The sequence below is a fragment of the Segatella copri genome (assembly GCF_015074785.1).
GTDB lineage: Bacteria > Bacteroidota > Bacteroidia > Bacteroidales > Bacteroidaceae > Prevotella.
In genome coordinates this window covers 2,202,099-2,216,984 of the sequence record NZ_CP042464.1, presented here as the reverse complement: position 1 = coordinate 2,216,984, position 14,886 = coordinate 2,202,099, and the positions used below count along the sequence as shown (strand labels likewise).

Annotated in this window: 8 protein-coding genes; 4 read left to right on the top strand and 4 right to left on the bottom strand. The window is 46.3% G+C overall.

All coding sequences use genetic code 11. The features are described 5' to 3' along the window. Positions 1-78: 78 nt before the first annotated feature. The 4 genes from FO447_RS09510 (at position 79) to sprA (ending at position 9,887) form a co-directional block, all read left to right on the top strand. Entirely contained in the window at positions 79-672 is a 594-nt protein-coding gene (locus tag FO447_RS09510) for a C39 family peptidase (RefSeq protein WP_022328649.1), read from the top strand. A gap of 10 nt (positions 673-682) precedes the next feature. Further along, positions 683-1,066 carry a hypothetical protein gene (locus tag FO447_RS09505; RefSeq protein WP_089544302.1) on the top strand — a complete coding sequence of 128 codons (384 nt, stop codon included), beginning with the start codon at positions 683-685 and terminating at the stop codon, positions 1,064-1,066. A gap of 649 nt (positions 1,067-1,715) precedes the next feature. Next, on the top strand, positions 1,716-2,330 hold the full coding sequence (gene ruvA / locus FO447_RS09500; protein WP_022121046.1) for a Holliday junction branch migration protein RuvA: 615 nt from the start codon (positions 1,716-1,718) through the stop codon (positions 2,328-2,330). A gap of 18 nt (positions 2,331-2,348) precedes the next feature. After that, positions 2,349-9,887, top strand: coding sequence for a cell surface protein SprA (gene sprA, locus FO447_RS09495; protein ID WP_200756142.1), 7,539 nt, complete (start codon positions 2,349-2,351; stop codon positions 9,885-9,887). Between the two features lie 50 nt (positions 9,888-9,937). Here sprA and FO447_RS09490 read toward each other — a convergent pair whose 3' ends face one another. The 4 genes from FO447_RS09490 to nadB all read right to left on the bottom strand — a co-directional run bounded on the left by FO447_RS09490 (position 9,938) and on the right by nadB (position 14,746). Further along, complete coding sequence (locus FO447_RS09490) at positions 9,938-11,275, bottom strand: ATP-binding protein (RefSeq protein ID WP_117728536.1); 1,338 nt, start codon at positions 11,273-11,275, stop codon at positions 9,938-9,940. A gap of 284 nt (positions 11,276-11,559) precedes the next feature. Continuing rightward, on the bottom strand, positions 11,560-12,513 hold the full coding sequence (locus FO447_RS09485) for an IS3 family transposase (protein WP_118417203.1): 954 nt from the start codon (positions 12,511-12,513) through the stop codon (positions 11,560-11,562). 5 nt (positions 12,514-12,518) lie between these two features. After that, on the bottom strand, positions 12,519-12,866 hold the full coding sequence (locus FO447_RS09480; protein ID WP_118067409.1) for a helix-turn-helix domain-containing protein: 348 nt from the start codon (positions 12,864-12,866) through the stop codon (positions 12,519-12,521). A 290-nt stretch (positions 12,867-13,156) separates the two neighbouring features. Beyond that, a complete protein-coding gene (gene nadB / locus FO447_RS09475; RefSeq protein ID WP_117693492.1) occupies positions 13,157-14,746 on the bottom strand; it encodes an L-aspartate oxidase in 1,590 nt (529 codons plus the stop codon). Positions 14,747-14,886 lie beyond the last annotated feature (140 nt).

Below are 14,886 nucleotides of genomic sequence, written 5' to 3'. Positions count from 1 at the left end.
TAGAATCTTGTAGGTTTAAAAATGGTTGCTACAAGTGCAAGAATTGAATGACGAAACCATTTGGAAAGGAAAATGTATATGAAGATAAAACATTTGTTATTTTTTATTCCTGTGACTTTTTTGGTCGCATGTGAAGGGACTGATTTAATCGAGCCAGACAATGTGTCGAAAGAACAGATTTCCACTCAAATAATTTATAACCCGACAAAATATTCAAAACAAAAAGGTGATGTCTTTGTCAAAAGTAGTTTGCCAACAACAATGGCAAAGCAAATACCTAATGCCTGCGTAACATCAATTATGGAGTATGCAAACAATAAAGTTTTTGGTGGAACAGTAAATGAGGGAGCGTATATTCTATATTATACACAAACATATAATTCAAATCCTTTGATTGATGGTGTTTCTTTGGATTATATCGAGCCTTTTGTAACACATTTCTTTAAAACTCAAACATTTACAAATTATAAGTCTGCAATAGATGCCAAGCATCCCGTCATGACTGATGTAAATAGCCAAATAGAAAGCTCTGCCCATAATGTGTTATGTGTAGGATATAACTCCAATACGGGTGCTGCTATTTATATGGACCCTGAGCTTGCTTGTATGTACTCAGTTAATGCTGGGTATTTTTTACAAGATTATAATATAGTATTAACAGGTATAAAGTAATTAAATAAATATGAAGTTGATTTTTAAATATTTTTTTATTTCTCTATTGTTCCTAAATGGGCAATTAGTTCATGCACAATCATTTAAAATCGACAGCTTAAAAGGTAAAAAATGGGAGTTGCAATTGCCAAAAGGAAAGTCTTATACTTCGAGTCTTATATTCAAAGATACGACATACACAACTAGTTTCTCCTTTAATGGACAGACTCATACTATAGAGAAGCCATACTTAATACAGCAGGAAAACGTAGAAACATTTTATGTTATTTTTCCATCAGAAGGAAAGGGTACAAAAACTTTCTCTGTTAAGTTTAAAGTTTTAGAATTTACCGACAAGTTGCTAAAATTGCAAAATACAACAACAAATGTTGTAAATACGTATTTCGCAAAATAAACAACTAGTAGATTGTAAAGTCTAAAAGTTTAGTAAGGCACGTGTGATATTTCATCAATCATCAGTATGTGACGAACGACGTTTTACTCAACTTTTAGACTTTACAGACCACTAGTAAGACAGTGCTTTTTGCAACATATTTCTCTGTTTGATATTTTTTGTTTAATAAAATTCTTAGATTCATTATTTTTTTGTATTTTTGCAGCCGAAAAGAGTTGTTAGGCAGCAAACGTATGCAGATTGCAGAATTTAGAACTGTTGCTAAATCATTACCTCTGTTGAGGTGAAAAACTCATAAATAGTTCATTTTTAGCTATTCGGCTGATTTTAGCGTAATTTTAAAAGAAAAAATCGTAGACTTGAATTTGCGAGCATTTATCGATGTTAGAGTTACAGTGAATTCTTCACTTTTTATTAAAGTAGTAAAATCATAGTTTTTTAGATATGAATAAGCAGAGATTTGTAAAGTATCCGTAGCAAGAACCTTACAGTTTCGCTATTTTGTTGCGAAACATCATTCATCCTCTTTCCACTACCATACCTCCCGATGCGCTTTGCACGTCGGGACGTAATTTTATGGAACTCTATTACAATAATCCCGCCCTTTGCCCGTTATTAATATATTAATTTAATTTAGGAGAAAAAGAAAATGATAGAATATATTCATGGCGATCTGACAGAGCTGACACCTGCGCTGGCTGTTGTTGAGACTGCGGGGGTGGGCTACGGACTCAATATATCGCTCAATACATATACTGCCATTCAGGGCAAACAGGAAGTGAAGCTCTATGTTCACGAAGTGCTGGTGGCTGGTGGAAGAGATGACTCTTTTACCCTTTTCGGCTTTGCTACCAAACAGGAACGTGAACTCTACCGCCTCCTCATCACCGTTTCAGGAGTAGGTGGAAATACAGCCCGTATGATTCTCTCTTCACTCTCGCCACGCGAACTCTGTGAAATCATCTCTACAGGTAACGACAAAGTGCTGAAAACCGTGAAGGGTATCGGACTGAAGACAGCACAGCGAATCATCATCGACCTGAAAGATAAAATCGTGAGCCTCGGCATCGCTGACGAACTGCCAGCCAGCGGAGGCAATGTGGTGATGGTAAACAATGACGTAAAGGATGAGGCGGTAAGCGCCCTCACCATGCTCGGCTTCTCGCCGGCACCATCTGCCAAGGTAGTAGTAGATATCCTCAAGGCACAGCCTGATCTCCCGGTAGAACAGGTTGTGAAACTGGCATTGAAGCAAATCAAATAAGTTAGGAGTTTTTTGTCGATGAAACAGAAGCAAAGATTCATATCTTTTCTATTGGCTTGGCTGATGGTGGCAACCTTCGGCTATGCGATAGCTTTGCCTCAACTTCAGGACGATAAAAAGAAAACCCATACCAGCACAGCCCAGCCCGTACAGCTCGATGAAGATACCATTCCCGATTCGCTGTTGCATACCCGCTGGCAGATTCAGCGCACCCAACCTTACTCCCTGAGCGACCTCTATCAGAGTCCACTCGACCTGAAACGTCCTGATAATCTGCAATATCAGGTAGTCTACAACGATACCATCGACCGCTATATCATCGGCAACCGCATGGGCTCAACCTGGCTTTCGGCTCCTATCATGCTCACTCCGAAAGAGTATCTTGCATGGACCGAACAGCAGCAGCGCAACAGCTACTTCCGCAAGCAGAACGATGAAATCTTCCAGGCAAAAGGCAAGGAGAAGTTCGATTTCTCGGATATGCACTTCGACTTGGGACCTGCCGAGAAAATCTTCGGTCCTGGTGGCATCAGAGTGAAGACACAGGGTTCTGCCGAACTCAAGTTCGGTATCAACAAGAAAAACATCGACAATCCTTCGTTGCCTATCCGCAACCGAAAGACGACGATGATGGATTTTGATGAGAAAATCAATCTCAACGTCAACGGAAAGGTGGGCGATAAGGTGAACATGAACCTGAATTACAACACCGATGCCACCTTCGATTTCGATGCACAGAACATGAAACTGAAGTACGACGGCAAGGAAGATGAAATCATCAAACTCGTTGAGGCGGGCAACGTCTCTTTCCCTTCCAACTCTTCGCTCATCAAAGGCGCCAGCAGTCTGTTTGGTGTTAGAACCGATATGCAGTTTGGCAAACTCAAGCTGCAGATGGTAGCTTCGCAGAAGAAGAGTGCATCGAAGAGCGTATCTACCAGGGGCGGTGTGCAGCTCACCCCTTTTGAGTTGAATGTAGCCGATTATGAGGAGAACCGCCACTTCTTCCTCTCCCAGTATTTCAGAAACCATTATGATGCCTGGATGCAGAAACTTCCTAATCTCACCACGGGCATCACCATCAACCGCGTGGAAGTGTGGGTTACCAACAAAACCGGCAATACCACCAATACCCGAAACATCGTAGCCCTGACCGACCTGGGCGAGAACCAGAAACTGAGCAACCCGATGTGGGCGGCGAGCGGACAGGTGCCTTCTAACCAGGCGAATACAGAGTATGCGGCGATGACAGGGCAGTATGCTGCTGCCCGTGACATCGACCAGGCAGCAACCACTCTCGATGGAGGCGGACTGGTTGGCGGAGCCGATTATGAGAAACTGGAGAGTGCCCGTCTGCTCAATTCTTCTGAGTATACGGTCAATACTGCATTGGGTTATATCTCATTGAAAACCAGTCTGCAGACCGACCAGGTGCTTGCTGTAGCCTATGAGTATACATCGGGAGGCGTTACCTATCAGGTGGGCGAGTTTGCATCCGATCTCAGCGATACCAAGCAGGCACTCTTCGTGAAATCGCTCAAGAATACCAGCAACAATCCGCGACAGGGCAACTGGGGGTTGATGATGAAGAACGTTTATTATCTGGCTTCTACCGTAGAGAAGGAGAAGTTCCGCCTGGATGTGAAATACCAGAGCGATACCACCGGCGTATATCTCAGTTATATCCCTGAGCAGCAGGTGAAGGAGCAGCCTATCATCCGTGTGCTGGGCGCCGACCGTCTGGATAACAATAACAAGGCACACAGCAATGGATATTTCGATTATGTAGAAGGCTATACCATCTCTAATGGACGCGTGTTCATTCCGAAGGTAGAGCCTTTCGGCAGTTATATGCGTGATTATCTGGTCAAGCGGGGCGTGGCTGCCGACAAGGCTGAAAAGTATGCCTTTACCGAACTTTATGACAGTACGAAGACCGTAGCCAAGCAGATAGCCGAAAAGAACAAGTATCAGATTGTGGGACAGTTCAAGGGCTCTGCAGCCAATGTCATCTCGCTCGATGCCTACAATGTGCCACAGGGCTCGGTGGTCGTTACGGCAGGCGGTATCACCCTGAAAGAGGGCACCGACTATTCGGTAGATTACAGTGCCGGTGAGGTGACCATCCTGAACCAGAGCATCATCGATGCCGGTACGGCTGTCAACGTTTCTCTGGAGAGTAATACCGATTTCGGACAAACCCGAAAAACGATGTTCGGACTGAACTGGGAGTATGATTTTACCAAGAACTTCCAGTTGAGCGGTACTATCCAGCACCTCTCCGAACAGGCGCTTACTACCAAGGTATCCATGGGCTCCGAACCGCTGAAGAACACCCTTTGGGGCATCAATCTCAACTGGCGCAAGGAGAGTCAGTGGCTCACCAATGTGCTTGACAAGATACCATTCCTGCACCTTACCCAGCCATCGCAGATATCCTTTACAGGAGAATTTGCCCAGCTCATTGCCGGTGAGGCTGGTGGCACACAGGACAATGCATCTTATATCGATGACTTCGAGGGTACGAAGACTACCATCGATGTAACTACTCCTACCTCCTGGTTTATATCCAGTGTGCCTTCGCTCAATTTCAAGGACGATTACAGCGATAAGACCGGTCTGAGCAGCGGTTTCCACCGTTCGCGCCTAGCCTGGTATACCATCGATCCGCTGTTCACCCGCCGTGGAAGTTCGCTCACTCCGGGACATATCAAGGGCGACCTCAAGCAGTTGAGTAACCATTATGTTCGCGAGGTCTATACCAAGGAGCTCTTCCCATTGCGCGACCAGAGCAGTTATCAGGGCGCTACCAATACCCTGAATGTACTCAATCTGGCTTACTATCCAAGCGAGCCGGGACCATACAACTTCAATGTAACAGATTTGCAGGCTGACGGAACCCTGCAGAATCCGCAGCGCAACTGGGGCGGAATGATGCGTAAGCTGGATACCAACGATTTCGAGCAGGCAAACATCGAATACATCGAGTTCTGGATGCTCGATCCGTTCATCTATTCCCGCGAAGAGGCTGATGCTGCCGATTATGGTGGCGATTTCTACATCAACCTGGGCGAGGTGAGCGAGGATATCCTGCGTGATGGCAAGAAATTCTATGAGAGTGGCATGCCGGTAGATGGCAGCAAGAGCTACACCTATACCCAGTGGGGTAAGATTCCTACCCAGAGCACCGTGACCTATGCCTTTGCTACCACCAGTGGCAGCAGAGCCTTGCAGGATGTGGGTTTCAACGGACTGACCGATGCCGAGGAGCAGGAATTCTACAAGAGTGCTTATCTCGACCAGATTCAGGGTAAGGTGAACCAGGCGGTGTTCGACAGCATCTTTGCCGATCCGGCACGTGATGACTACCACTATTTCCGCGGTTCCGACTGGGATGAGATGCGTGCTCCTATCTTGCAGCGATATAAGTATATCAACAATCCTCAGGGCAACTCGCCTGACAGCGACAGCCGTTCTGAGAGCTATGATACTTCTTATAAGTCAACGCCGGATGTCGAGGATATCAACCAGGATTATACGCTCAACGAATATGAGAAATACTTCCAGTATCGTGTCAGCATCCGTCCGGAAGATCTCGTGGTAGGTAACAATCATATTGTAGATAAGCGTGAATACAGCCAGACCTGGCGTGATAATACCAAGTCTACCGTTATCTGGTATCAGTTCCGCATACCTATCGATGAGTTTGAGAGCCGTCAGGGTAACATCAACGATTTCTCCAGCATCCGCTTCATGCGTATGTTCCTCACCGGTTTCAAGAAACCTATCGTGCTGCGTTTCGGTACCTTCGACCTCGTGATGGGCAAGTGGCGTACTTATGACCAGCCGCTTAGTGCAGCCAGTGGCGGAACCCTCGACGCAAACAGCGTGAGTCTGGAAGAGAACGGCGAGAAGACACCGGTCAACTATGTATTGCCTCCGGGTATCAAGCGCGAACAGGATCCTAGTCAGCCTCAGTTGGTTGAGGCTAACGAGCAGGCGTTGAGTCTGGTGGTCAAGAATATGAGCCCAGGTGAGGCGAAGGCGGTTTACAAGAATTCTACCCTTGATCTGCGCCAGTACAAGCGCATCCAGATGTTTGCCCATGCCAATGCATTGGAGCAGAATACCACCCGTCTGCAGGATGGTGATCTCTCAGTCTTCATCCGTCTGGGTAGCGATTACAAGAACAATTACTACGAGTATGAAATCCCGCTGAAACTCACCGAGCCACGCTCCAACTACAACCGCTATGTGCTTGCCGACTGTAAGGCGGTATGGCCTGAGGAGAATATGCTCGATGTGCCGCTGAACGTCTTTACGGCATTGAAGAAAAACCGTAACAAGGCGAAGGCACAGGGTGTGGCTTCTTATCTCGCTCCTTATTCCATGATGGATGCAGAACATCCGCAGAACAAGATTACCATCGTGGGTAATCCGAGTCTCGGCGAGGTGAAGACCATGATGCTGGGTGTGAGAAACAATTCTGCCGACATCAAGAGTGGTGAGGTATGGATAAACGAACTCCGACTCAAGGAACATAATAATTCGGGTGGTTGGGCAGCCAATGCCAACCTGAACGTACAACTCTCCGATTTGGGTAGCGTGAATGCCACCGGCAGATACATCAGCGAGGGATTCGGCGGTCTGGAAGATGGCGTGGCAAGTCGCACTACCGATAATTACGGTACCTACAGTGTGACCACATCGCTCGAAATGGGTAAGTTCTTCCCTGACAAGGCGAAGGTGAGCATACCTTTATATTATAGTGTTACCAAGGAGAAGACCACTCCTAAGTATAATCCGCTGGATACCGATATGGAGTTGAAGGATGCCCTCGATGCTGCCGGATCCAAGCATGAGCGCGATTCTATCGAGAATATCGCTGCCACCAAGATTACGCAGACCAACTTCTCCATCTCGAATGCCCGGGTGGGTATCGCTACCAAGCGTCATCCGATGCCATACGATCCAGCCAACTTCTCATTCACCTACAGTCATCAGCATCAGTATACTACGGGTGAAACGACGATGTATGAGCGCAAGGACAACTGGCGCGGAGCCTTGGATTATTCGTGGAGCCCGGTTTATAAGGCATGGGAACCATTCAAGGGACTGAAGAACAAGAGTAAGTGGCTCGACATTCTGAAACGTTTCGGACTGAACTGGCTGCCGCAGAACATAGCCTTCAATACCGAGATGACGCGCGACTACTACGAGTTGCAGGAGCGCGATATGGAAACCCTGATGAGTGGAGCTGCCGGAGTAGACTCCAAGTTGCCGCTCACCTTCAGTGAACAGTTCCTCTGGAACCGTGAGTTCTCCATCAACTGGGATCTGACCAAGAACCTGCACATGAACTTCCAGAGTGCTACCCATGCACAGATAGAGGAACCATATACACCGGTCAACAAGGATCTTTATGCCGACCAGTATCATGCCTGGAAGGACTCCGTATGGACCAGCATCCGCCACTGGGGTGCACCGCTCGACTACAGTCAGAATTTCCAGGCATCCTACAAGGTGCCTCTCAATCTGCTGCCTGTCTTCGACTGGGTGAACAGCGATGCCTCTTACAATGCCAACTATTCTTGGGAGCGCGGTACAGAGGATGAGGAGGGCAACTCGTATGGAAACACCATCAATACCCAGCGCGAACTGACATTGAACGGTAACTTCAACCTGCTGAAACTCTACAACCATGTGCCTTTCCTGAAGAAGGTAAACGATAAGTTTGACCGTACCCAGAGTAGGGCACAGATGCAGCGCAAGAAGCTGGAAAAAAAGAAAAAGAAGCAGGAAGCAAAGGAACAGGCGGCAGATCCTAAGAAGGCGTTGCCTAAGAACAAGCGTGCCTTCGAACGGGAAATCACCCTCCTGCCTGATACCACATTCAAGATACGCCACGGCAAGAATACCAAGCGACTGATTGTGAATGCCAAGACGGAAGACGGCAAAGTGTTCCCGCTTAAATATAAAAAGGTGGATAATAACCAGATCAGAATCATCTCAAAGGTAGATACTGCCATGAAGGTGAAACTCTCCGTGCTGGCTAAGGAACCGCTTGATGATAAGAAATGGTATAAGGGATTGCAGTTGGCTAGTCGCCTGGCAATGATGGTGCGCAATGTGAGCATCAACTATCGCAGCAGCTATCAGCTCACCCTGCCGGGCTTCTTGCCTAGTGTGGGGGATGCCTTCGGACAGAAGAAGGTGGGACAGATGGCACCGGGTCTTGACTTCGCCTTCGGTATGGTTGGCGACGATTATATCGAGAAGGCTAGAAACAACGACTGGCTGCTCTGCAACGACAGTATCGCAACACCAGCCACTACCAGCAGAACGGATAATCTTACGTTGCGTGCCACCCTGGAGCCTGTCAAGGATTTCAAGATTGATCTCTCAGCTACACGTACCAAGACCACGCAGAAGAGCATACAGTATATGTATGAAGGAACGCCAACCACCCAGAGTGGAGCCTTCCAGATGACTACCATTTCGCTGGGTTCGGCTTTCGAGGGAATGGGCAATGCCAATTCGGGGTATCGCAGCAAGACCTTCGAGAAGTTTGTCAACTCGCTGGCTGGTTTCAGAGATAGGGTAGAGGCTCAGTATGCCGGAACTGTTTATCCGGCTGGTTCGGCTCTGGCTGGCGGCAAGTTTGATGCTTCCCGCACACCGGTCAACCAGTATAGCAGCGATGTCATGATTCCTGCCTTCCTCAAGGCTTATACCTCGATGGGTGGCAATTCGCTTTCGGTATTCCCGGCATTGAGCCGGATGTTGCCAAACTGGACCATCCGTTACAGCGGACTGGGACGTCTGCCTTGGTTCAATGAGCACTTCAAGAGTGTCAACATCAACCACTCTTACAAAAGCGTCTTTGCAGTTGGCAGCTACAACAGTTACAGCACCTTCCAGGAGTATATGAACGGTCTCGGCTTCGTGAGTGATGCCACTACGGGCAATCCATCTCCAAGCAGCATGTTCAACATTTCGCAGGTAAGTATCAACGAGTCGTTCTCGCCATTATTGGGTATGGATGTCACATTCAACAATAATATGACGGTGAAGGCAGAATATCGCCAGACCCGTGTGTTGAACCTCAGTATGACGAGTGTGCAGCTGAACGAGGCATTGAGTAAGGACTGGGTAATCGGTATGGGTTACCGCATCAACAACTTCGATGTTTTCGGCTGGGGCGCCAAGGCCTCCCGTTCCAAGTCGAAGGGCGGCAACAAGAATGCAGCCAACAAGAATGCGTCGACCACCAAGACGGTTCAGAATGGTACCAACCATGACCTGAATCTACGTCTTGACTTCAGTTTCCGCAAGCAGGCAGCCATCGTTCGTGATATAGCCTCAATGGTAAGCAGTGCCAGCAGCGGCAACAATGCTCTGAAACTGAGTTTCTCTGCCGATTATACCTTCAGCAAACTCCTTACCATGAGTTTCTATTATGACCGTCAGACTAACACACCGCTCCTGTCGAGCAGCAGTTATCCTACCACAACGCAGGATTTCGGCCTGAGCATCAAGTTCTCGCTGACGAGATGATGCTTTTATCGCCCAACTGAGGTGCAAAGGTACAATAAAAAAACATTGCTTTATAAGAATGGGGTCATGTAAATCGGAATCAGGAGTGTTTGCCCATCATTCTGCAGATCTTTGGTGTAAACCAAGTACGGATTTACTATCCTGTTGGAGAATTTTTGACAGAAAGCATCAAGCGAGGCATGCGTTTTGTATCCAGACGACTTGACCTCTATAGGGCACAACTTACTGCCGCGTGACAACAAAAAGTCGATTTCGTAAGAATGCGTGGCATCCTTTGGAAAAGTATAGTAAAAGAGTCTGTTGCCTGAGGCTCTCAGCATTTGGGCAACCAGATTCTCAAATACGTATCCCATGTTGGTGGATAGCTTGTCGCTCAACAGTTTCTGGTAGATGATGTTCTCCGTATAATCCTTGTCCCAGAAAGCCAAAGTTACGAATAGTCCCGTATCGCCTATGTACAGTTTGTACTTGTTGATGTTGGCTGTCAGTGGCATTCCTACATTCGGATCATCCGTGTGGTACGCAATGTTAACAGTCTTGCTGTCTTCTAAGTTGAGTATCAACTCATCTATTTTCTCAGCAGCCATTCTTCCTACAGCAGAAGTAGGCTGATAGCGGAGCTGGTTCCTGCTCAATTGGGCTGGGATAGACATGAATAGTTTGGATATTTTGCCCGATGGGTCTATCTTTCTGAAATCATCAGCATATAGTTGGAGAATCTGTCGCTTTACGGTATCTACTTGCTGTAGATTGTTAGTGTTAAGATAAGCATTGACAGCTTGTGGCATTCCTCCTACCAACATATATAGGCGTAGCTCTCTCATCTTCAATCTGTTGACTCCCTCGCCTAGAGATATTTTCTTATCGAAAACTTGACGCAGCAGAGGCACGCTAGCCGTGTCCCCCATGGCCCATCTGAACTCTTCGTAATCCATCGGAAACATCTCGATACGATGTTCTTCGCTAGGGATGCTAATGTCCTTAGTGCTCTTATGTATGCTGATAAGTGAGCCAGTCTCTATATAGTCATATCTACCGTCTTTTACCAAATACTTGATGGCTTGTCGGGCTTTCGGACATTGTTGTACCTCATCGAAGATGATAACCGACTTTCGCTCATGCAATGTTTTATTGTAAGCATTCTGCAGGAAAAGAAAAATGAAATCCATATTCATAAGATCATCAAAGAGTGCTTTCACTTCCTTGGAAGCCTCATTGAAATCTATCATAATGTATGATTCGTATTCATTCTTGGCAAATTCTTCTACGATAGTTGACTTTCCAATACGGCGAGCACCCTCTACAAGGAGGGCTGTACTTCCCTTGGAAATTTCCTTCCATTCAGCCATTTGGCTATATATTTTTCTCTTGAATACCCTATTCTCCATATTTTCAATGTTTTATGGGTGCAAAGTTATATAAAAAATATGTTTTACCAAAATCTTTTTAGCAAAAATATGTCGTTTTACCAAAATTTATTTTTGCGATTTATGTCGTTTTACCAAAATCTTTGCTGCAAAAGTGTAGCAGTTCCCCAAAGTGGACACAAAAAATGATTATTAATTATTTATATTTTTAAAAGTACACATATCTATCAAATTTCGTTCCTTTTCATTTGCAAAAGTAGACAATCTCATCCATATTTGCAAGTTTTTCTTTATAAAAGTGAACATTATTCTTTATTTTTCTCATTTCCAGCCATTTTCTTCCGTTCTGTGATGAACTTCGGTGTTGCATTAGCCTCTCGCTTCCCAAAAGTGTCCTTTCTTGGAAGCTCCCCTTTATAAAACCTCTTCCTGTAATTATTTGGCGTATCATAGCCGATAGCATAACATGGTCTTTTCTCATTGTAATAATCCACGTATGCGTCCAAGGCCTCCTCGAACTCCTCTCTTGAATTACATGTCTCAATCTTGAAGTCTATGAACAATTCCTCTTTTATCCATCCGTTGAGGGATTCGTTCACAGGGTTGTCTGTAGGCTTTCCTGCCCTGGACATAGACCTCACAATCAAGGTGTCCTTTATCAGCTCATTATAGGCGAGCGAAGCATACACGCTACCTTGGTCCGTATGAAGAACAGTTGGCTCATCTGTGCCCTTCAACAGGTTGATGACATCATTTAGCCCATCAATGTACTGGTCTCTATGTCCACGTCTCTCAGCCACATGCCACGTTAGGATTTCTTTCGTAAAGACATCGAAATACATGGTCAACTCAAAGAAGAACCAAGAGTATTTGATGACTGTCATGTCAGAGACGATAACTTGTCGAGGTCTGTCTACCGTGTCCCACGTGGAATAAATGAGGTTGGGGTACTTATCCTTTACCTTACGTGGTTTGTAATGTATCTTGTGTCTCGTTTGTGACTGAATACCAAGATATTGGAAGCATTTATAAGAGAAATTGTCGCTGATACTCAACTGTAAATTGATTCTTATGTACGCCGCCACCCACCTGTAGCCATGTGTAGGGTGTTCCGAGTGTATGTCCTCAACCACACCCACCATGAACTCACGATTGATCTCACGGGATGAAGGCTCTCTTCTAAGCCACTTGTAATACCCCGACCGACTTACTCCCATCATCTTGCAGATATCCTTGACAGGATACTCGTGCGATAGCATGTCCACTATTTTGAACTCTTCATTTTTAAACGAACATACTCCGTTTGCCCATCCTCGTTCTGCCTCACCAGATATTTTTTTTTGAGCCGTTCATTCTCAATACGCAAGCGTAGGATTTCTCGCTTATACCCCTCCTTGGTTTTGTCAATGCCCTCAGGAAGTATGTTCCCAATCTCAGCATCAGCACGAGCCAACCCCTCTATGCCTGCTTCTTCATATTGCTTCAGCCACTTCTTAAAAGAAGTTTCCGAGACATTGTTTGCCCTGCAGAAATCACCGAGCTTAACTTTGGAGTTTCCCTTGAACTTACGAATCAAGAACTCCTTTTCCAATGGATTTAAATGCTTTGCCATAAAAAGTTTCCTTTCTGGTGAATACTTGACGATAAGATAACCGTGCTTCGGCAAGTTGTGTGCCCTTACGTTCGGGCTACGCCCTCTCTACAGGGCACACAACTCTATCTGCTTGCAAAGGTAATCATTTTCCATCAGTTTTCCACCTTTCTGTGTCTACTTTTTGAGGGGCAGCAAAGTGTGGTCATCTATGTCATTAAGAATTTGAACTTTCCTGTAGGCAAAGAAAAAGCCGCTAGGATATCGTGTGAGAATATCCTGGCGGCTTTATATGGTAGCTTGAAAAAACTTTATTTCTTGTCGTAAGCATGAACAGGGTAGTCGATGGTATAGTGGAGACCACGGCTCTCCTTGCGTTCTATCGCCATGCGGGTGATGAGATAACCCACGTTGATCATGTTGCGGAGCTCGCAGAGTTCCTTGCTTACCTTTACACGCTTGAAGAGGTTTTCTGTCTCTTCGTAGAGAAGATCGAGGCGGTCCCATGCTCGCTTCAGACGGAGGTCGCTGCGCACGATGCCTACATAGTTGCTCATGCATTCGCCCACCTCTTTCACGCTCTGTGTAATCAGCACCTTCTCTTCGTTGGTCAAAGTACCTTCATCATTCCATGCTGGTACCTTCTCATTGAAGTCGTACTCATCTACATGTTCAATACTGTGCTTGGCAGCAGTCTCGGCATAAACCACAGCCTCGATGAGCGAGTTGCTGGCAAGACGGTTACCGCCATGCAGACCGGTGCATGAACACTCGCCCAGGGCATAGAGACGGTTGATGCTTGAACAGCCGTTCAAATCTACCTTGATGCCACCACACATATAGTGAGCGGCAGGACGAACAGGGATATACTCCTTGGTGATGTCGATGCCGATGCTCAGACACTTGGCGTAGATATTAGGGAAGTGACGCTTGGTCTCCTCTGGATTCTTATGGGTTACATCGAGACAGACATGATCCAATCCGTGAATCTTCATCTCCTTATCGATGGCACGAGCCACGATGTCACGAGGAGCCAGACTCAATCGCTTGTCATATTTCTCCATGAAACTTTCGCCGTTAGGCAGACGCAAGATGCCACCGTATCCACGCATCGCCTCGGTGATGAGGAAGGCAGGATGGGTTTCGCCCGGATGATAAAGAGCGGTTGGGTGGAACTGGACAAACTCCATGTCGGCTACAGTTCCCTTGGCACGGTATACCATCGCCTCGCCATCACCCGTAGCGATGACAGGGTTGGTGGTAGTCTGATAAACAGCACCACATCCACCGGTACACATCACGGTAACCTTACTCAGATAGGTATCCACCTTCTGGGTATCAGGATTCAATACGTATGCACCATAACAGTTGATATAAGGAGTGCGGCGGGTAACACGGGCACCCAAGTGGTGCTGAGTGATAATCTCCACGGCGAAATGATTTTCCTTGATATCGATATCCGGACAGTTGCGCACAGCCTCCATCAGACCGCGCTGGATTTCTGCACCCGTATCATCGGCATGATGAAGGATGCGGAACTCGCTGTGACCGCCCTCACGGTGTAGGTCGAACTTGCCGTCCTGCTGCTTATCGAAGTTGACGCCCCACTGCACGAGCTCCTTGATCTGCTCCGGTGCCATGGTGACAACCTGCTTCACTGCTTTATAATCGCTGATATAATCACCAGCAATCATTGTATCCTGTATGTGCTTGTCGAAGTTATCCACTTCCAAGTTGGTAACTGACGCCACACCACCTTGTGCGAATGACGTGTTAGCCTCGTCGAGAGAGGTTTTGCAAATCATACACACCTTACCTTTATGCGCTCTGGCTACTTTCAGGGCGTAACTCATACCGGCAACTCCTGAGCCGATAATCAGAAAATCATACTTATAAACCATTGAGTTTATTCTTATCTAATTTCAATTTTAAGAACGGGTGTTTTTATCTATAAAACAGCCCCATTCTCTCAGAATTAATTCTTAATTCGTTGCAAAAGTAATAATTAATCTTTAAAATGAGTAATAAGAGAGGGATTTTT